12 protein-coding genes are annotated in these 21,306 nt (G+C 46.5%); all 12 read left to right on the forward strand.

The features are described 5' to 3' along the window. Nucleotides 1-962 precede the first annotated feature (962 nt). The gene (locus FEM55_RS00900) at nt 963-1,568 is read left to right on the forward strand and encodes an RNA polymerase sigma factor (protein ID WP_138279453.1); all 606 of its coding nucleotides are present in this window, start codon (nt 963-965) and stop codon (nt 1,566-1,568) included. A 95-nt stretch (nt 1,569-1,663) separates the two neighbouring features. Next, a complete protein-coding gene (locus tag FEM55_RS00905; protein WP_138279454.1) occupies nt 1,664-2,905 on the forward strand; it encodes a FecR family protein in 1,242 nt (413 codons plus the stop codon). Between the two features lie 171 nt (nt 2,906-3,076). Then, entirely contained in the window at nt 3,077-6,649 is a 3,573-nt protein-coding gene (locus FEM55_RS00910; RefSeq protein ID WP_138279455.1) for a TonB-dependent receptor, read from the forward strand. Between the two features lie 19 nt (nt 6,650-6,668). Continuing rightward, nucleotides 6,669-8,282, forward strand: a complete 1,614-nt coding sequence (locus FEM55_RS00915; RefSeq protein WP_138279456.1) for a RagB/SusD family nutrient uptake outer membrane protein — start codon at nt 6,669-6,671, stop codon at nt 8,280-8,282. Between the two features lie 136 nt (nt 8,283-8,418). Beyond that, the gene (locus tag FEM55_RS00920) at nt 8,419-9,240 is read left to right on the forward strand and encodes a hypothetical protein (protein ID WP_138279457.1); all 822 of its coding nucleotides are present in this window, start codon (nt 8,419-8,421) and stop codon (nt 9,238-9,240) included. A 28-nt stretch (nt 9,241-9,268) separates the two neighbouring features. Continuing rightward, on the forward strand, nt 9,269-10,750 hold the full coding sequence (locus FEM55_RS00925; RefSeq protein WP_138279458.1) for a right-handed parallel beta-helix repeat-containing protein: 1,482 nt from the start codon (nt 9,269-9,271) through the stop codon (nt 10,748-10,750). A 61-nt stretch (nt 10,751-10,811) separates the two neighbouring features. Then, a complete protein-coding gene (locus FEM55_RS00930) occupies nt 10,812-11,618 on the forward strand; it encodes a 3-keto-disaccharide hydrolase (protein ID WP_138279459.1) in 807 nt (268 codons plus the stop codon). Between the two features lie 28 nt (nt 11,619-11,646). Beyond that, complete coding sequence (locus tag FEM55_RS00935; protein ID WP_138279460.1) at nt 11,647-12,684, forward strand: SGNH/GDSL hydrolase family protein; 1,038 nt, start codon at nt 11,647-11,649, stop codon at nt 12,682-12,684. Further along, nucleotides 12,684-14,720, forward strand: coding sequence for a glucosidase family protein (locus FEM55_RS00940; RefSeq protein WP_138279461.1), 2,037 nt, complete (start codon nt 12,684-12,686; stop codon nt 14,718-14,720). The genes FEM55_RS00935 and FEM55_RS00940 overlap by 1 nt, the downstream gene beginning before the upstream one ends. A gap of 111 nt (nt 14,721-14,831) precedes the next feature. After that, a complete protein-coding gene (locus FEM55_RS00945) occupies nt 14,832-16,394 on the forward strand; it encodes a 3-keto-alpha-glucoside-1,2-lyase-like domain-containing protein (RefSeq protein ID WP_138279462.1) in 1,563 nt (520 codons plus the stop codon). A gap of 85 nt (nt 16,395-16,479) precedes the next feature. Then, nucleotides 16,480-19,368, forward strand: coding sequence for a PVC-type heme-binding CxxCH protein (locus FEM55_RS00950; RefSeq protein ID WP_161597101.1), 2,889 nt, complete (start codon nt 16,480-16,482; stop codon nt 19,366-19,368). Between the two features lie 725 nt (nt 19,369-20,093). Next, on the forward strand, nt 20,094-20,912 hold the full coding sequence (locus FEM55_RS00955; RefSeq protein WP_138279464.1) for a universal stress protein: 819 nt from the start codon (nt 20,094-20,096) through the stop codon (nt 20,910-20,912). Nucleotides 20,913-21,306: the final 394 nt, after the last annotated feature.

Genomic DNA, 21,306 nt, shown 5'->3' on the forward strand with positions numbered 1-21,306 from the left:
GCTTCAATAGCCACTCTCGCCTTAAATGATGAATCAAATTTTCTACGCATCTTTTTCATTATTTTATCCTTGTTTAAGTTACTAAGTTTTAACTAAACAAGTGGTCTGAATTTGTAGAGGTATTATAAAGTAAGACTTTAATTGCTGCAGTGCAAGAGAATGATTACAACAGTATTGATCACTCCGTATTTTTTTGAATGATAGAAATCTATTACAATAGGTTGACAGCTTGGACTACCTTACCGTGGTATTTTTGGTCTTAAATAACTAGCTTAACATAATCCACTGTACGTATTATTTGACATTACATGTGTTATACAACAAAATATTATTTGGTAAGTATTTATAAAAGAAGTTAATAGATACCCCATTCAGCTATTTTGTTTTGATAACTTTAATTATGTAAAGTTTCAAACGTTGCTGGACATTAGCGGCATGAAATGGGCCGGTGTTTGACCTGGCTACTCAATTCAGTAGCATACCCATGAAGGAATACTGTATTCCGCAATCTGAGTGGTGGAAATTGTTCTTTCCCTCTTGTTGGTCACAGGCCCAAAGTTATTTTAGGTGCATCACTGGACCGTTTACAAAATTGTTTGGTTTTAGTGACCAGCCCATTATTTTGTTTGAGTAAGCATCGATGAGTAAAGCTAAAAATGAATACCAATTTCGTACCGAAATATAGGGGTTAGGTTAAAAAATTGTACAGAAACGATCACAAGGCCGTCACAGATTTATTGCTTCAATATTTACGTAGTTAAAAGCATGGTAATTGCTTGTGAATGGCAAGTTCCTTTGAGTGATCTTTCAGAAGTGGTAGATTTTTAACCCTTTAATAATCAAAAGTGTTGCTGAGATTTGCATATTGCATACTTTTCTTCTACGGAAAAGCTGCATACTTCTCCTTGGGAAAAAGCTGGCATAGAACAAAAAATATATAATTTTGAGAAAAAGTTATAATTATGACAGGTTCACTGCCCGAAGTAGATGCAGATTTGCTACACGGTTTGAGGGAAGGAGATGAGGCCGCATTCGCTGCTATCTACCAATTATGTGCGCCAGCACTCTATCGACGGCTGCTTCGCCTGTTAAAAGACGTTGCAATTACAGAGGAAATCCTGCAGGACGTATTTCTTAAACTCTGGGAGCACCGCAGGCGCATCGAACCAGCACGCGGCTTTCGGACCTATCTGTATAGAATGGCCGATAATCGGGCAATTGACGCTTTTCGGAAAATCAGCCGCGATAAAAATCTTCAGCAGGAGCTTTGGGCCAGTGACATCGGCTCTTACGTTCAAGAGGATGAGCTGTTTAACACCAAAGACGATTACCAACTTGTTGCAGACGCAATCGATCAACTATCTCCCAAACGCAGACAAGTTTTAATTCTCTGTAAACTGGAAGATAAAAGCTATCGTGAAGTGGCCGATCTGATGGGCATCTCGGTTTCGACGGTAAGCAATCAACTTGTCAAAGCCATTAAAGAGATCAAATCCTACGTCAATCGATCGGCAGGTAATCATTCTTCTGCGGTTGTTCTGTTTATGTCCGTGTTTGAGAATAATTAATCTTGTATTCTTTTTAATAAAAATTGTCTTTATTCGATAGTGTGTTTTTAAAACCGGATCGTATAGGCCCATAAACAGAGAAAACATATTCTGATTTGGTCAATCGAGAAGAGATACAACAACTGCTGGAAGCTTACCTTTTCAACCGGGCAAATCGGGAGGAATTAGACAAACTGCTTGCCATATTTTCCACGCTGGATGATGCGGAGTTCGAAGAGGTTGTCCGCCAGGCAATGCGCGACGATGCGCACACGCTGAATGCCGATTTTATTGATAATCGTGTAGAACAATTATATCCTCAGATCTTGTCGAAGGTCCGCGAATCCTCACAGGAATCTGCCGAACCAACTGGTGAATCGAAACCTGTTGTTCGCTGGATCTGGTGGAAAGTTGCCGCTGCCGCGGCAAGCTTTCTTTTATTAATGTGGGTGGGCGCCAAATTCCGTCACCGGGATGTGCCTCAAAAAGAGATTGCGGCTGAAGTCACTACCAACCAGATCGTGGCAGGCGGTAATCGTGCCACGCTTACACTGGCGGACGGCCGCAAGGTTGATCTGAGCGACAGGCAGCAGGGCATTGTAATCGGTAAACATATCCGCTACCTAGACGGTACGGAAGTCATCGATTCAGCAGCAGACGGCAAAACGTACTCGCCCGATATCCAGCATTTTACCCTTGCTACGCCAAATGGCGGACAATATCAGCTCTCTTTGCCTGATGGAAGCCGGGTTTGGCTGAATGCATCGAGCTCGATCACTTACCCCGGCGCATTCAATGGTGGCAAGCGTGAAGTTACCCTTCATGGAGAGGCGTACTTTGAAGTTGCCAAAGATGCGGCCAAACCATTTATCGTCAATACCGAAAAGCAGCGCGTAACGGTTCTGGGCACGTCCTTTAATATCAATGCCTATTCAAATGAAAACCTTAGCAAGACGACATTGCTGACCGGGTCAGTGCGCGTCAATGCCAAGGCAGACGGCGTCGTTTCAAAAAACGAACAGGTACTGCGGCCAAGCCAACAAAGCATTATCGGCGACAACGGTCGTACAGTCGCTGTTCTTATAGTTGATCCAACGACTGCTGTTGCCTGGAAAAACGGCCTTTTCGATTTCCATGGCCTGAATATCGACGAAGCGATGAAGCAGATTGAAAGATGGTATGATGTCAGAGTGACTTACCAAGGACCCAGACCTACCGCATACCTGGGAGGTAAAATGAGCAGGGGCGTCCGGTTATCGACATTTCTTGAATTCCTGGAAAAGGATTTTAACATCAAAGCTGAAATTCAGCGCGACCGCACACTTATATTAAATATTCCGAAGGATACAAACCATTGATTATCAACTTAAACGACAGCATCATGATGAACAAAACGTCTCCTTGATCCCTGACCAGAGAAGGTAAAAAAAGCAGGGAAGTGTCGAAACCACTTGCCCTGCCATATACCGCTGGTCCCCATCGCGAACATGGTACTATTCACAAAATGTAAACCTTAGTTTTTCAAAGTTATGAATAAAAAACGAAGGCTGGAAAGCTATGGCCTGTGGGGCCGCTTATTCACCCGTACAACTATATCCTGGCGCACCTTTATGATGATGAAGGTATTTGGTATTTTATTGCTCGCTTGCCTGAAGTTGCACGCGCACAGCTACTCACAAAGCATCACGTTAAATACGAAAGGTGCTTCGATTATTGACGTTTTTCGATCTATTGAGCAGCAAAGCGGCTATGTGGTGCTCTATAATTACAAGGAGCTTTTAAAAGGCGCGGCGGTTACGGTAACCGCAAAGGATATGCCCTTGGAGCAATTTCTTTCCAGGATTTTTTCAAACCAGCCCTTTACATACAAAATCGAGGACAAAACAATCCTGGTAAGTCCCAAGACGGAATTGCTTCGCCGGCAAACAGCGGACCCGCCGGTAGAAACACAGCCCGTCGCACCCAAAGAGCGGAGTATTTCCGGTACCGTGACCGATGCGGACGGCGGCGCTTTGCCTGGTGTAACTGTGCTCGTAAAGGGAACCCCGGTGGGCGCTGCAACGGATGTAAACGGGAAATACACTCTGGCCGTACCGGACGGGGCAACTGTGCTGGCATTTACAATGGTCGGGTATTCGCCTCAGGAGAAGGAAATAGGTGCAGCGAGCATTATTGACGTGACGATGGCCGCCGCTACAAGCGAGCTGAGCGAAGTGGTTGTGATCGGGTATGGATCCCGGTCCGCAAAGGACGTTACCACCGCGATATCGCGCATTAGTGCTGAAACCATTGACAAATCAGTTTCGATGACACCTGAGATGGCCATGCAAGGTACCATGAGCGGCGTTCAGGTATCAGGTAATTCCGGTGACCCCATGATGCGTCCAACAATCCGTATCCGCGGGACAAACACCTGGGGCGTTTCTGATCCGCTTTTTGTGATCGATGGTATTCCGGTGACCGAAATGGGTGCTGGTATTGAAAGCGAAAATGCCCGGATCGCTGATGTGCGCGGGCCAATCAATATTATGTCGATGATCAATCCCAACGACATTGAATCCATTTCAGTATTGAAAGATGCGTCTGCCGCAGCTATATATGGGGTGCGCGCTGCAAACGGCGTGGTACTGATCACTACCAAAACGGGCCGAAAAGGAGCCATGTCAGTGGATTTCAGCACCAGACTAGGGGTGCAAAACCTGACCCAGGATCTTGACTTGCTTACAACGCCTGAATATACATCTTTCGTCCAGGGCGTCTTTGCGACGGACCCGGACCGCCTGCCAATGGAAGACAATATTGGCCGCTTTGATCCGGGTAGCAACAGGTACCTCGGTAATTCGCCGACCTACAACTGGCAGGATGCCGTTCGGAATAAAAACGCAGCAGTTCAGGATTATTCGGTGCGGGTTTCTGGCGGCAATGAAAATACAGACTATAACGTTTCGGTAGGCTATGCTAACACACAAGGTACCATTCTGGTCAATCAGCTGAAACGTTACTCCGGCTCTTTTAAGTTAAACTCGAAGATCAAAGACTGGCTGAAAACGGGCGTCAATTACCGCCTTGTCAATGCTTCAGGACGTGATGGCGTTTATAGCTATTTCGACGTGATCCGGAGCGCTCCCTGGCAGCCCATTTACGCAGCACCAGGCATTCCCAGCTACAATGGATATGCAAATGTGGTGGGTGGAATCCAGGATAACGGGTCCTATTCGAACCAGAAATTGTATGGGCAGGGAACCCGTATCAATGAGGTAGGCCGGATGAATTCAAATGACGTTTCTTACGACTCCTGGCGCAATATCGGTAACCTGTACGTGGAGCTGACGCCAGTGAAACACCTGACCGTAAAGGGTACCCTGAGCCTGGACCGGTATGTTACCACGCGCTACCAGTTTTCGGATTATGACGCCAATGTGTTCGATTATACCGCCGGAGATCCTCGGGCCAGGGGAGGAGGGAAGTCGGTGGGCTCCTACCAGGAGCGTGATGTGATCAACAATAACCTGATGAAGGAGCTGATGGTCAACTATGCCAATTCCTTCGGCGACCATAACCTGGATTTGCTTTTCAATTTCTCTGATCAGAAATACGATGCGATGTACAAGCTTGCCAGCACTGAGTACATGACCACCAAAAAGGATTACCTGCGGGTACTGGGGGGAGAACGCGCTTATACTTCCGTAGGAAGCGAGCAGATGCGTTGGGCATTGCAGGGTTACCTGTTTCGCGCAAGTTACAATTACGCATCAAAATATTATCTCGATGCGACAGTACGTCGGGATGGTAGCGCCCGTTTTGCGCCTGAGAACCGATGGGGGACGTTCCCTTCCGTTTCGGCAGCTTGGCGACTAAAAAGTGAATCTTTTTTAGAATCTGTTTCCTGGCTTTCTGACTTGAAACTGCGAGCAGGCTGGGGACAGCTGGGTAATCAGGAGGTGCGCGATATGGCTTATCTGTCGGCTATTTCCCGTAATCCTCATTATGCAATGGGCAACAGCAGCCAGCCTGATCGTCCCTCCTCCGGTGTGTTCTACGAGGGGGCAACGATCTTCGGTATTCCAAACCGCGACCTTACCTGGGAACGGACAGAAACATTCAACATCGGTTTTGATGCGCAACTATTTAAAGGGCTGGAATTTTCTGCGGAATACTACTATAAGAAAACCCATGGGATCTTGCAGGCTATTGACCTTCCTTCAAGCGTGGGTGTGATTGAAACGCCCGTAGCCAATGTGGCCAAAGTGCAGAACCTGGGTTTTGAATTTAATCTGAACTGGCAGCAGCAACTGGGCGATTTCCGCTATGGCGTAGGTGCTAACCTAACTACGACAGCCAACCGCGTATTAGAAACTTACAAGGGAATTCCAACTTCCGCAGGGACTGTCGAGCAGGGCTACTCAATGTTTTACCACCGCGCATACAAAATAGGTGGGGTTTTCCAGAGCGACGAGGAAGCACAGCAGTGGCTCTCGCGTTATGAGGACGTCAACTATCAACGATCACGCGTGGGCGCAGGGGATTTTTATTTTCAGGACCTCAGGGGTGCTCCCAAAAACGAAAATGAGTTTTATTCGGAAGGCGCCGACGGACGGATCGATTCTTATGATATGGTATATGTAGGCAAATCGATTCCCGGATTCTTCTATGGCATCAATGGAAACGCCAGTTATAAGGGTTTTGACTTTAACGTACAGTTTACCGGCGTTGGTGATGTAGTTAAATATAATGGCATCAAAGCCGGGACTTTTATGGCTACTGAAGGGGATAACGTGACGCGTGAGGTGTACAATGCATGGACGCCTGAGAACCGGTCTACAACACATCCGCGGCTGGTCTTTGGTGATCCTGTGCAAAACCTTCGCAGCTCCAATTTTTTCTTTGAAAGCGCGGCTTATCTGCGGCTTCAGAATTTGCAGCTGGGCTATACAATCCCTTCATTGGCTTCCGGTGCTGGGAAAAAACACTTCCAGACTGCCCGGATTTATGCCGGAGCATCGAATCTTTTCACGTTGACACCCTACACGGGACTGGATCCTGAAAACAACAACTACCCGGTGCCGCGTACTTTTTTTGTCGGATTGACGGCAAAGTTTTAAATCTTAACAGATTCATATCATGATGACACGATATAAACATTATAACCCTACCCCGATCGTAGCAGCGCTATTGCTCCTGCTGCTGAGCTCATGCGCCGATCAGTTGGACATCAAGCCTACGGCCGAATTGGAAAGCGAGTATTTCGAATCTGAACTTCGTGTGCAGGAAGGTGTTGGTGCCTGCTATGCCGGATTTTACAATCTGTACGGTCCCCTGCTTAACGATGGCGGCGGCTCTCACCAGATCCTACTGCTGCCCGGAGATGACATTACACACCAGGATGCCGGTCGCGGGGCAATGGAAGCATTTGCCGGGTTAAACAGCGCAAACGGAGAAGTGAACATGCTCTGGACGCGGCTTTACCAAATCATTTACCGCTGTAATTTTATGCTGGAAAAACTTGAAGAGGAATCTGTGAAGGCCGTTTATCGTACGTCTGGCTTAAACGAGATCAACAAAGGAGAGGTACTTTTTCTGCGTGCATGGGCTTTCCATCGTTTGTGGGATTTTTTCAGGAAAGCGCCGCTTCAGGATACGCGTATCCGTAGCATTGCGGACGCGATACTTCCTCCTACCCAGGAGTTTCAAATGCTTGACAAAGCGATCGAAGATCTGGAACTGGCCGCTACGTTGCTGCCCGACGCATCATACTGGAAAATAGAAACGGAGCGTGGCAGGGTCTTTAATGAAAGTGCGTACGGGCTCCTGGTGAAATGCTACACGCTACGCGCGAGGTACAACAAGGCCAATGCGGGCGACTACCAAAAAGCGATTGCCGCTTTCAAAAAAATCACAACCCGGCAGCTGGTGCATTTTGCGGAAAACTTTGATTACAAACATGAAAACAATGCCGAGTCGCTCTTCGAACTTCAGGCAAGCCATGCGACTGACCAGGACAATGCATGGCTTGATAATAATTTTGGCGGCGGGGCCGGTCAGATGGGGGCTATGTACCATTACAGCACAAGCCACTGGGGCAACTACGTTTCGGGCATATACGGTCCTACAAAAAAATTAATGAACGCGTATGACAACGGTGACCCGAGAAAAGAATACACTTTCGCGAACTTTACTACGAATGTCACGGGCAATACAGAGGTAAAGGCGCCTGCCTGGGATAAGTTCGATGGTTATCAGTTGATGAAGTATGTGTATCCCGGTCGATGCTGGTTTGAGAAGATTTGGGGTATATCCTCGACCAACAACACCCGCCTGATCCGCTATGCTGATATCAAGCTTTTGGCCGCGGAGGCTTACTTGCAGACTGGCAACGCAGCTGCGGCCCTGGTGCAGGTAAATGACATCCGCGCCCGCGCACGGCGCTCCACGGAAGATGGTAAAGTGTCGACCGCGCCAGCCAACCGCACGGCGATAACCATGCAGCACATTATGAATGAACGATTTATTGAACTTGCTGCCGAAGAAGGTATCCGGTGGACAGACTTGCGGAGTTGGCATGCAGCTGGCTTCATAGATCTATCGACCTGGACAGCCCGCGACTTTGGCTACAATTACAATGAAGCAAACTTTGAGTTTCAGGTATCCAGGCATTTGATATTCCCTATTCCGCAGCGAGAAATGAATACCAATCCACTTATGGCTGCGGCCGGTAACAATCCAGGTTATGATTAAGATCTTTCTCCTATCATGGATGGCTTTCTTCGGAATGCCATCCTCAGCCCATTCCAATCCACCGAAAAAACAGGTGATCAAGGCCGCCTATCTGGGCCACAGCCTGAGCGCCGGTATTCCTGAGATGTTATGGGGCATGTCAAAAAGCACCCGTGCAGACAGTTTTGATTTTACGCATCAACGCAGCAGTGGTGCTCCGTTGCGACACCAGTGGAATCAGTTTGTAGTAAGCGAGAACCGGGAATTGCCAGAGCATACCGATCGGGAAATGATGCGAATATTCAACAAGGCGGATATTGACAAAAGCGCTCACTTAAGCCCGTTTTTCGATCAGCAGGACGGGCTTCCCTCGGGCCAGTATACACATCTGGTAATGACCGAAAGCGTCCCGCGCTATTATGGCAAAGGCTGGGGGAATGTCGTACAGCATACGTATCCGTATGTGGATAGTATATATCAATATGCGCGAAAATATAACCCGGAAATTAAACCATATCTATATGAGGTTTGGCATTGTATCAACAGCGGCACGCCTACCGGCTGCGAGCATGACAAGGATGCGAGCCCGTTCCGTACGCGTTTAAAAGATGATTTGCCTATGTGGGAATCTGTCGTCAACCAGTTCAATAGCAAGAATCCCCGGCAGCGGATGCAACTCATTCCGGTGGGCCAAGGCCTGGGCCTGCTGTCGGACGCTATTGACAGGGGAGAGGTGCCGGGCATTCGTTCCATCAAAGAAATGTTTACGGACGACATTCATGTAAACGATACCTTACGCTATTTTGCTGCCTGCATACATTATGCTGTTTTATTTGAAAAAAGCCCGGTCGGACTTCCCGGCGAACTGCGGCACCTGGATGGCCGGCCTTTTGTGAAACTGTCCAAGGAAATGGCTGCCATCCTGCAAAGACTCGCCCGGCAAACTGTCGTTGGTTACCAGGGAGCGAAGCGCAATTGATGTTTTTATTTTTAATTGATACGATCCGATGTATATACCACGCTTTATTGCTATCCTTTTTTTTATAACAACATGGGGTCCTTACAAGCTCAAAGCCACTGCCCAACCCCAGGAGGTGTTTGTTTCTCCTTCGGGCAGTGACTCCAACGCCGGAACCAGGAACAAGCCGCTGCGCTCAATCCAGAAGGCGGTCGGCATGCTGGAACCCGGCAAGACAGTTACCTTGCTTGACGGACTGTACAATCTGACAGCACCCGTTACGATTACTGCCAAAGGCAGCGCCGAAAGCTGGATAACCATTCGTGGAGAAAAGGGTGCTGAAGTTATTTTGGACGGGTTGAAAATCAATATTCCAGACAGCGGCATTTATCCGCGCAATAATGGTCTTGTGCAGATCGAGCATGCTGCATATATACGGCTGGTCAACATTCATGTGCGTAATTCACACCGATGCGGGATCAATATCCAGGAAAGCAGGTACATCGACGTGATCAATTGTACGTCTGAAAACAGTCTTTCTCCGGGAATAGCCACATGGCAGCGTTGTGAGTACATTCGTATTCTGGGCAACACGGTTATCAATGCTAACGATATGAAAATGAGCTGGACACCTTATAAGGGACACGAAGCGCCGCATGAGGCGATCAGTGTAGCCGGCTCTCACCACTTCGAAGTAGCATGGAACCATGTTTACAACTGTGAAAAAGAAGGCATAGATGTGAAAGAAACCGCCGCTTTTGGCTCGGTCCACCATAATTATGTACACGATTGCAAGCGCCAGGGGTTATATATCGACGCCTGGTTCGGTCAGCTCGAACACATCGAAATGTACAGGAATGTGGTGCACGGCTGCGAATCCGGCATTGCCATTTCATCGGAGGACGGCCCCAATACTAAAAATCTTAAAATCCATCATAACCTGATTTATAATAATCGTGCTACCGGGATTTTCTTTTCCAAATGGGGCGCGGACAACCTGCGGGAGGAAGTTGACGTATATAGCAATACGTTTTACCGGAACGGCTGGGGAAAGAATTTTTCGGGCGATCCCCAGTACTGGCTGAGCGGAGGCTGTTATTTGTATTCAACCAAACTCAAAAACCTTCGTATCCAGAATAATATTTTCGCCCGGAACTTCCCTTTTGAGATCGGGCATACGAGCAAAATGGCTGACAGGTGGGCGAGCCAGCAGCAAATCGATATCAGCCGCAACCTGATCCAGGATACTAACAAATCCGAATTTCCGATCTACCTGCATTTCTGGCTTAAAGACAGCGTTTACGCTACGACCGGCACCCATGCAATCCTTGCTGATCCACACTTCGTAAATCCACAAGAAGGTGATTTCAGGCTGAAAGAAGATTCTCCTGCAAAGGATGGAGGCGGCAATTATTTAGGTGCATTTCCAAAAGGGACAAAGAGGGAAAGCTTTTGGTGGAAAGAAAATTTTCCTCCCGTGATTCACATTGAAAATTACCAACCCAATTACCCATCGGGAACTGAAAAATAATCAGATGATCGTACCTGCCAGAATGTGCTTGTTTTTTATATCAATGCTTAAAAACCCCGTTATGAGAATTGTATTATCACTGTTATTACTGCCGCCGCTCGGCGCTGCTTTCGGGCAGCAAATCAAATCTGATGCCGAAATCGGGGCTCAATGGGGTTTTACACAACCAGCTCCTATTGATTTTAACGACCATGAAGGCTACGTGTCGATTTATAATGGAAAGGATCTGAAAGACTGGGACGGCAATCCGAAATTCTGGCGAGCGGAGGAAGGCTCCATCGTGGGTGAATCGACGCCCGAAAACCCAAGCGGCAACAACTACATTGTTTATCGGGGAATGAAGGCCAAAGATTTTACACTGAAATTTGAAATCAAAGTGGCGGGCACTGGGGGAAGCGGGATGCAATATCGCAGCAAATCGGGTTTGCCCTGGCTGGCTTCCATATCACCCGAGGTGACGAAAAATGTCGGACCAGTGAACCTGAACTGGATGCTGACCGGCCCGCAAGCGGATTTTTGGCCGAGCGAACCCTGGACGGGACAATTTTATTCTGAAAATACCCCCATGCGCATCCTGGCCTGGAGAGGACAGGTCGTGGAAGGTTTTTCAGACAAGCGAAAACGACTGATGGGGACCATTGCGAGTAGTGAAACGCTGGCGAATCTGGTTAAAAACAACGACTGGAACCAGTATACGGTTATTGCGCGCGGCGGCATGTTTCTTCATATTGTGAACGGACAGCTCATGTCTGTGATGATTGACGATGACAAAAAATCGTCCAACAATGAAGCCGGGTATTTCGGAATTGAAATTGAAGCGATTACGAAGGTTTCTGTCCGTAATATCTGGGTAAAAAAGCTAAACTGAACGCCAAATTTTTTAATATATATCAGTAATGATCCTGTTCATTTTATTTTTGCTGTTCCTTCAGCCTGTTGCAGAACCTACACAGTTGGTTCGCGCTGATGACAAATCGATCCGTTATACGGGAAGATTTGATTTTTCGGATCGGGCTAACCCACGCTTTATGTATTCCGGTTGCACGATCAGTGCCGGTTTTATGGGGACTTCGATTGCTATTAAATTGAAGGACGATAGTCTGCGTAACTGGTTCAATGTCCGCATTGACGATCAGCTCTTCAAGCTGGAATCAGCAGATTCGTCCGGCATTTACCAGCTTGCCCGCGACCTTCCCGACAAAGCGCATCGCATTACTATCACCCGGCGTACGGAGTCGCACGGCGGCACTACTACTTTTGAAGGATTTATAATTGACCCGGGTAAAACATTATACCCATTGCCGCGAATTACCAGGACGATTGAGTTCATAGGAAATTCATTGACTTGCGGCTATGGAAACGAGGGCAAAAGCCGGGAAGAACATTTTAAATACGAAACCGAAAATGCGGACCTGGCCTATGGTGCGCTGGTAGCCAAAAAGTTGAATGCAAATTACGTGGCGATATGCAGATCGGGTATTGGGATGCTCCAGTCATATGATGGAAATAAAGATTTCGTTCAGCCTAAATTGTATGACGAGATTGTAGCCGGAAGCAATGCGCAATGGGATTATGCAGCCAATCAGCCCGATGTGGTTGTCATTGAGCTTGGAGCGAATGATCTTGTCAAAACACTTGACAGTGCTCTCTTTGTCAATACTTACATTGCTTTTGTAAAAAAGCTACGGAGCCAATATTCTGACGCTGATATCATTTGTGCATCGGGGCCGAACCTGCCGGGAGACAGCACATCGACTTTTCAATCATATATCAGGTCGGTTCAGTCCCGATTTGCGCCCGCCGACAAGAAAGTGCATTATTTTGATTTCGGGTCCATTGATGCCAATGGCAGCGACTGGCACCAGAACCTGAAAGAGCATCAGCATATGGCAAATGGTTTAATACCTTATATCAAAAAATTGAAAAACTGGTGATGATCAATTCAATCAGAAGCATAGCGATAGTATTTGTAGCGCATATCCTTTCTCCTTCGGGATTTGCACAATCACTGCCCGCCTCCGATTTCTGGAAAATAGCGGCTGACGGCGGTATCGTCTGGAATGTAAGCAGTGAGCAGCGACTTGCGCATGGTGATAATATAGAAATGTCGGGAAGCAATGTTTCCGGGATTATCCATTATACTATCAATAAAAAGCGCCAGCTTACCCTTAAACGCGATATCATTTTCCCACAATTACGTACCTACGACCGGACCAATGGAGTAAGCTGGCAAAAGTACCGGGCTTACCTGCGTCAGACCTACGGATCAGAGATCGAGCCAAGTATTGCCGATGGCCAGAAAACAATCGTTTTCGAAGAAGTTGATTCAATTGGGATAGAAGGGAAACTGATTATTTATCACACACCTGTCAATGATATCAGGCTTACCCGGACATTGTTTCCTTCCATGACCGAAAGGCTTTTTGTCGAGCAATGGACGCTGACGAATGTTGGCAAAAACAGTAAACAATTAAGAACGGGCAACACAACTTACAAAACGACGCTCGACGGATACAAAGGTGCATATCACATTCACGTGTACAGCGACGCGGGCGGGCAAATAGATTTAGCTGCAAACGAGTCTTACAGCTTTGGATTATACTTTGCGGCTGCCATTGACAATGAGTCAGCCGAGGGGTTCAATTACAAAAAGGCTGCTTTAGAGCGGAACGAATTTCTTCGATCCATGCGCCAAAACTTGGTTTTGGAAACTGGTAATCATGTACTTGATAGATTGTTTTATTTTTCAAAGATCCGGGCTGCTGAAAGTATTTTCAATTCTAAAATGGGTCTTGTGCATTCCCCTGGCGGGGGTAACTACTACCTTGGTGTTTGGGCAAACGATCAGGTTGAATACAGCGGCCCGTTCTTTCCTTTGCTAGGTTATGAAAAAGGCATTGTCGCTGCCCGCAATGCTTATCGGAAATTCCTGCAAAACATTCCGTCAGCAAGCAATCCGATTCCCTATTCTTTCGAGATTGAAGGTGATATCCAGTCTTCCAATAAAGATCGGGGCGACGCGGCTATGATAGCTTACGGAACATCGCTGTATCTGCTGCGCACGGGCGATCGGGAGGCAGCAAAAGAATTGTGGCCACTGGTTGAATGGTCGCTTGCTTACTGTCACAGCAAGTTAAACGAACACGGAGTTGTACGCTCACAAACAGATGAAATGGAAGGGCGAATCCCAACCGGAGATGCCAATCTTGCAACCAGTTCGCTCTATTACGGAGGCTTGAAATATGGTTCCGTCTTGGCAAAGGAGCTGGGATACAAAAGCTTGTCAAAACAGTATGAGCAACATCGGCGAGATCTGGAAAAAAGCATTGAAAGCCATTTCGGTCATCATATAGAGGGACTTGACACATACCGGTACTATGAAGGAAGCGAGCGGCTCAGACATTGGATCTGCCTGCCTTTGGCCATGGGAATCAATACCCGCGCCGAGGCAACCGCAACAGCGTTGCTCGATAAATTGTGGACAGAAAATGGCATCCTGGTAGAACTCAATCCAGACAAAAAGGGTCAGGATGTATTCTGGGACCGAGGTACACTTTACATGTTTCGTGGGCTGTTTAAAGCAGGTTTTTTGGATAAATCTCTTGAAAAACTTGTGTCATTTTCCCAGAAAAGGCTTTTAGGTGATCATGTACCGTATGCTGTCGAGGCTTATCCTGAAAACGACATGCGGCATTTGTCTGCGGAAAGTGCATTGTATTGCAGGATCTTTCTGGAAGGACTGCTTGGACTTGAACAAACCGGGTTTTGTTCATTTAGCATCACTCCGCAACTAAGCCAGCACTTACCGAAATTGACGCTTCGTAATCTCCACCTTGGTGACCTTATTGTATCAATACAACTGGAACTCACAGGGGATAATAAAGTAATTACAAAAATTTACAAAGGCGAGAAGCTGATTGTAAATACAATTGGTAAAAATCATAACAGAGTTGCATTCTTGCTACGGTAGCGAAAGAGAACTGCATCATTTGATTCCGGTAGGCGAAATCATCATCAATCCGGAACTGACGTAGAATACAAGCTACTAATCCATACTGTATTAATTTATAAATATGTATTCATGAAAGCATTTAAAATTAATTCCAAGCTAATAAGTGTGTTGTTACTCCTGATCGGTTGCAAGGTTTTTGCCCAGAAAAAAACGGATACCGCGTTTTTCAACAAAAAAGACTTGACCGGCTGGTCAGCCGCTAACATGCAGTACTGGGCGGTTGAAGACGGTGCAATTGTAGGCCGGGCAACGCAGAAAGTGGAGAAAAACCAGTTTTTGTGGTCGGATGTAAAAGTGGCCGATTTTTATTTGAATGTGGATGTACTCTTGGAATGCAACGATTGCAATGCGGGGATCCAGTTCCGGTCTAAAAAAGCGGACGCATCAGGTCAGTCAATTGGTTATCAGGCTGATATGGGGAGGGATGTATGGGGCCGGCTCTACCACGAACACGGACGGGAAAAGCTCGATTGGTCGGATCGGGGTGAAAAGGCAGTGAAACCCGGTCAGTGGAACAAATATGAAATCCTGGCTTCAGGCGACCGTATCTGGACTGCCATCAATGGAAAACTGGCAGTATCTGTGAAAGATCCGGGCGGTGACCCGTCGGGATATATCGCCTTGCAAATCCACTCCGGCGACGCGCAGACTGTCCGGTATAAGATTAATTCGTTAGTACATAACCCGAAGGTGGAACTCGCCGGGTTAACCGAAGCGCAGCTGGTTAAAGAGCTGAAACTTCCAATGAACAAACCACTCGGCAAATCATCGTCGCTGACATTTAAAGAAAATGAAGTGATTGTGTTTGCCGGTGGTACCAATATCGTGAACATGCGCAAGGACTGCTACCTTGAAACGTTGCTCATGGCTGCAAACCCGCACACCAGGCTCCACATCTGGAACCTGGGCTGGGACGGAGATACGGCCTACGAGCAATTCAGGGACGTTGGTTTTGGAAAATGGTCCAGGAATCTAGATAGTCTTGGGGCTGACGTTGCTTTTATTCAGTTTGGACAAATGGAATCCCTGTGGGGAGAAGCGGCATTACCTGAATTTATCAATGCATATAAAAAGCTCCTTTCCGAGATCAAAACAGGAAAGCGCCGTATTATTTTGCTTTCACCTATTCCGTTCGAACCCGAAAACCTGAATTCCAGGCAGGGTAAGCTGGCACAAAACCCTTTGATAAATGCCCCGGTTGAGAAGTATGCAGCGGCAATCAGAGAGCTGGCTACTCAGGAAGGTTATTTATATATCGATCTGTATACCCCGCTGCAAAAGTCTCCGCTGGCAGGTTCGCTAACTTTCAATGGTGTCCATCTTTCGCCGGAAGGGCAAAAAGTTACGGCTGAGGTGATCGTGCAGGAGCTGGGAATACAACATCGGATTACCGAAAAACTGGAACCCTTACGGAAAAAAATTTTGACGAAAAACCAGCTCTGGATTGGCTACTGGCGTCCCGGCAACTGGGCTTTTCTGGGCGGCGACCGCACCACGGTGCCTTTCAGCCATGATTGGAAGAATACCGAAAAAAGAATTTTTCCCGAAGAAGTAAAAGGTTTTCAGCCGCTAATCCTGGAAGCCGAAAACCACATTTTTGAACAGCAAAACCTGCTCGTTACACAAAACTGATAAATTTATTTTCATGCAAAGACTATCATACCTCATATCGTTTGCTTTTTTACTATCCTACACAAGTTTTGCCCAGGTAAATCTAATGTCAGTTGCGCCAGCCGAACCCGACAATTCGGTGGAGTCGGAAATGGCGTCTTTCAAGATCGCCGACGGCTACAAAATTGAATTGTTTGCGTCGGAAACCTTGGGAATCGCCGACCCCTGTGCAATGCGCTGGGATGAAAAAGGGCGTTTGTGGGTACTTACGATCCCATCCTATCCGCAGCCGATGCCCGGTTCAGATCCTAATGACAAGCTGGTGATCCTGGAAGACAAAGACGGGGACGGGAAAGCAGACTATTCATCGGTTTTTGCAGAAGGGCTGAACATTCCGCTGGGCTTTGAGCTTGGGCATGGCGGCGTTTATCTCGGCGAGCAGACCGAGTTGGTGTTTCTCAAAGACACCGACAATGACGGCAAAGCAGACAGCCGCAAGGTATTGCTCTCCGGTTTTGGAACGCACGATTCACACCAGACGATCAATTCTTTTTTGTGGAGTCCGGGCGGCGAACTTTTCTTTTCACAGGGACACAGCATTTACAGCCGGGTTGAAACGGCATGGGGTATTAAGAAAGCGGATCGTGCTTCGATTTGGAGGTATCGTCCATTGCAAAACAGGCTCGACGGATTTCTGGACGGGTCCACGGCCAGCGTAAATCCCTGGGGGATGAACTTTGGCGAGTGGGGCGAGATGTTTCACAAGGCCAATGATCCTGAGCTTTTTTATACCGTTCCGGGAATGGTCAACACTACCCACCGTGCATTGCTTCCGCCGATTGGAGAGCTGGTAATCAAAGGTTCAATCATTGAGATTGTCCGTACCAAACATTTACCCAAAGACCTGTGGGGCGATTTTGTGATTGCCGGTTATTATAACAACAAAGTAGAGCGGATGCGCGTGGCAGAGGATTCATCCGGCTACAGGGCCACATTGCTGGACCCGATACTGACTTCGTCCAGCCGCAGCTTCCGCCCGATCGATATCAAGATCGGGCCGGATGGTGCAATGTATGTGCTCGATTGGTATAACCCGATTATTGGACATTACCAGGCTTCCATGCGACATCCCGACCGTGATAAAACGCATGGACGGATCTGGCGGATCACAGCCACTGGCCGACCGTTGCTTACACCTCCGGTACTCACCGGACAATCTGTTCCTACCTTACTCGATCACCTCAAATCAAAAGAACACTGGGTTCGATACCAGGTAAGAAAGCTTCTCGCCGAACGCCCGTTTGAGGAAGTAAGCCAGCCGCTGACTGACTGGGTTGCGAAACTCAGCCCGGCGGACGCAGATTTTGAACATCATTTGCTGGAAGCAATCCATGTATATGAAAGCCACGAGATCGTGAATGAAGATTTGTTGCAAAGGTTGGCAAAAGGCGAAGAACCGGGCGCCAGGGGCTACGCCGCGCATGTTGCCGGGCGCTGGGCCGACCGTCTGGAAAATCCGCTGGCCATTCTCGAGCCGCTGATCAACGATCCCGTGGCAAGAGTGCGGCTTGAAGCGCTCGTGGCTGTCAGTGATGTACACCGGCCGGAGGCTATGGCTGTCGCTGGCCAGATACTTAATTTACCAACTGATAAATTTATCCGTTATGCATTGGAAAAAACGGTTTATGCATTGGAGCAGGAGTGGGAGCCGGCTTTAAGAAAAGGTATGCTTGCATTTAAAGACCCCGCACATCTGGCCTACATTGTAAGCGTCATTCCGCCGACGTGGTATACTGCCGATATGTACCGTAAACTGATCTCGGACGAGTTGTCAAAAGAAGTAAAACGAAGCTTGCTGATCAGTCTGGCAAAGGTGGGCGGACCTTCGGATATTGAATTTGTGCTAAAACCTGCAAATGTAGCCGATGATGCCGTTTTGCTCGATCATCTTGCCAAGACCGAACCTCGGCCTGTAACGCAAGTTTCATTGAACAGATTAAAAAGCATTCTTGAGGGACCGGATAACAAAGAAGTCGCCAAATCGGCGGTACGGCTGATCAGGGCCTGGAAGCTGAAACCGCTTGCACCAGCGATACAAACGTTAGTTTCCAATGGACAAAAGGATGCGTCTCTCCGCGCCGAAGGTTTGCAAACATTGGCACAACTGAACGGGCGGGGAGCTTTACCGATTTTACAAAAACTAGTCAAAAATCCGCAAACGCCCCGACAGATCCGGCTTGCAGGATTGCAAAGCCTGAGTATGCTGGATATTGGCCTCGCTACCCAGGCCACGCTCAACGAAATTGGTATTTTTGGCGGCTCGGTTGCGGAATTCAAGGAAATTCTATCTCCGGTTCTGGAACGCAAGGGTGGCATAGCCTCACTCACCACAGCCTTAGCCACAAAAAGCTTGTCCAGAGAAAAGGCAGGACTCATGCTGGAAGTACTTGCCGTGAAAGGGATCAATGCGGCGGAGCTGAAAACTTTGCTCAACAAGCAGGCCGGTGTGAAAAACCTTGTGACCAGAAACTATGATCAGCAATATGTGGACAAGCTTTCAAAACAAGTTAAAGAAGCCGGAGATGCCGGAAAAGGGAAGGCGATTTACATGGCTAATCCCAGCTGCGCATCCTGCCACACAATCAATGGAAAAGGCGGGAATATTGGTCCCAATCTGTCAGCTATTGGCAAAGGTCTCTCTACAAGGGAGATCATTTCAGAAGTGCTCTGGCCCAATCAAAATGTGAAAGAGGGCTATAACAGGGTGGCGGTGGAAACGAAAACCGGCGAACTGATCCAGGGGATCAAGATTTTTGAGAATGCGGAAGAAATACAAATTGAAACTACGGAATCCAGAAAACCGAAGGTATTAAGTAAAAAGATCATTGTCAGCAAAACGGAAACCGGCTCGCTTATGCCGTCAGGACTGGTGGATAATTACTCAGAGGAGGAGCTACGCGATTTGCTGCGGTACCTGAGTGACCTGGGAAACTGAGATGCGAAAATGCCTGGGCGAAGCTTTTAATGTAGACCATCTTTCTCCAAAATCAATGATATTGAAAAATTGTCTAACTTTCATATATTTATTTTAGTATTTAAGTTTGAAAGTAAGAGAATCAGCTTGTTTTAAATTGTGCTCGGCTTTTATATTTTCATTTTAAAAGATGATAATCCTTACATTCCGGTTAGTTCGTAACCAGCAACTTGATGACTTCCATTGCAGCTTCTGACCTGATTTTCAGCACAAAAACCCCTGAGCTCAACGAAAGACCTGAAATATCTACTTCTACTTTTTAGCCAGTTAATGCCATTCTAGCTGTTACAACTATATAGCTTTGGCCAGCAATATTTAACAGATCAAAGAAAACATCTTTGTAATGTTTTCTGAATACCTGCTTAGTAAACTCCTTTTCAATGGGTATCAAAAGCGATTTAAGATACTGTTCAGGAAGCGAATAGCGGTGTGATGTTTTGCTTACTGCGCGAACAAGTGCCTGGTCTTGATTCCTAACGCGGAACAGGTATCAGATTTGAAACGTTACCTTAATACGGGTAGTTTGCAAGTTAATGATTTCTTATATCTCATTAACTTGAAAAGCTGCAAAGCTCAAAATACATAGTGATCTGAGCAGGGTCACTGTTTTGATAATAAATCTTCTAAAATTTCACATGCCATTGCTGGTATGCAAAGTCAGAACTTTACTTTAACTTTCATTTGCGATGAAAAAGATACTGATCCCCATAGATTTCTCTGAAAGTTCACAGCATATTATCCAAGTTGCCAAAGCAATTGCTTTGAAAACTGGAGCCGAACTTGCTATTATGCATACTTATCAAACCAACATTGCCATTCCAGTAACCGAAAGTACAGAGCAGGTGTGCGATGACATGGAGAATTCCTATAAGCAACTATTGAATGAATATGTAATTGGTGCGCAGATAGAGGGCTACCAGGCAGAAGGAATCTGGGAATCTAATGGAATTCATACATCGGTCCTGAGTCAGGCCTCGAAAATCAAAGCTGATCTTATTGTAATCGGCCGGACCGGACAAGGAAATTTTATGGATAAGCTGATCGGCAGTTCAGCAACCGGTATTGCGCTGGATGCTTACTGTCCGGTATTGGTTGTACCTTCTCAGGTAGAGACTATTAAGTTTACACGGGCGGTATATGCAACACAGCTCGAATACGAGGAAATCAATATTTTACATCAGGTAAAAAGATTAACAGAACAGCTAGGTACCAGACTGACCTTTATCAAAATCAGTTCGTTAGAGCAGCCTAATATCCAGCCGGATGAGCAGTATGTTCAGCAGATGATCAATGAACTTGATATTTCGGCCAGTGATATTGTCATTCAAAAAGAAAGTGGTGTCATTGAGGGCATCAAAAAGTATTGTCAACAGGTCGAGGCTGATCTGCTGATTGTTTCAACCCGGGAAAGAGGCTTCTGGGAACAGTACATTGTCAATCCAAGTATAACTAAAAAATTAGTGGTGGAAACTGATGTTCCCTTGCTAGTATTTCATCTTAAATAACAAAAGCTTACTTTGGCAAATAGGTATGCACCATAAAGTATTCCCAGAAATCAGATATTCAAGAAGCGTATGTTACTGAATTAGGTTTACAGTTTAAGAATTAATCACATGTTGATTATTAGAAATCAAATAGCTATTATAGTGTTATCTTCGTAGTAGATATATATTAACAAATTTCAATAGTTATCATGTAATTATGAATATTTTCTATAAAAATTCATGTATTTTACTTGTTGTATAACTGACATTATGTTAAATAAAATATTTGACACTATCTCAAAATCTGTGTAAAGTTTAAATCGGGGTTTGTAACTCCGATTTTTTACTTTTAACAAAACACAGTTTATGAGACCAGAAGATTTGTTGACTGATGAGTTTTTAAAGCAGTTCAAGA

Origin of the sequence: Dyadobacter sediminis (assembly GCF_005860765.1) — a bacterium.
Taxonomy (GTDB): Bacteria; Bacteroidota; Bacteroidia; order Cytophagales; family Spirosomataceae; genus Dyadobacter; species Dyadobacter sediminis.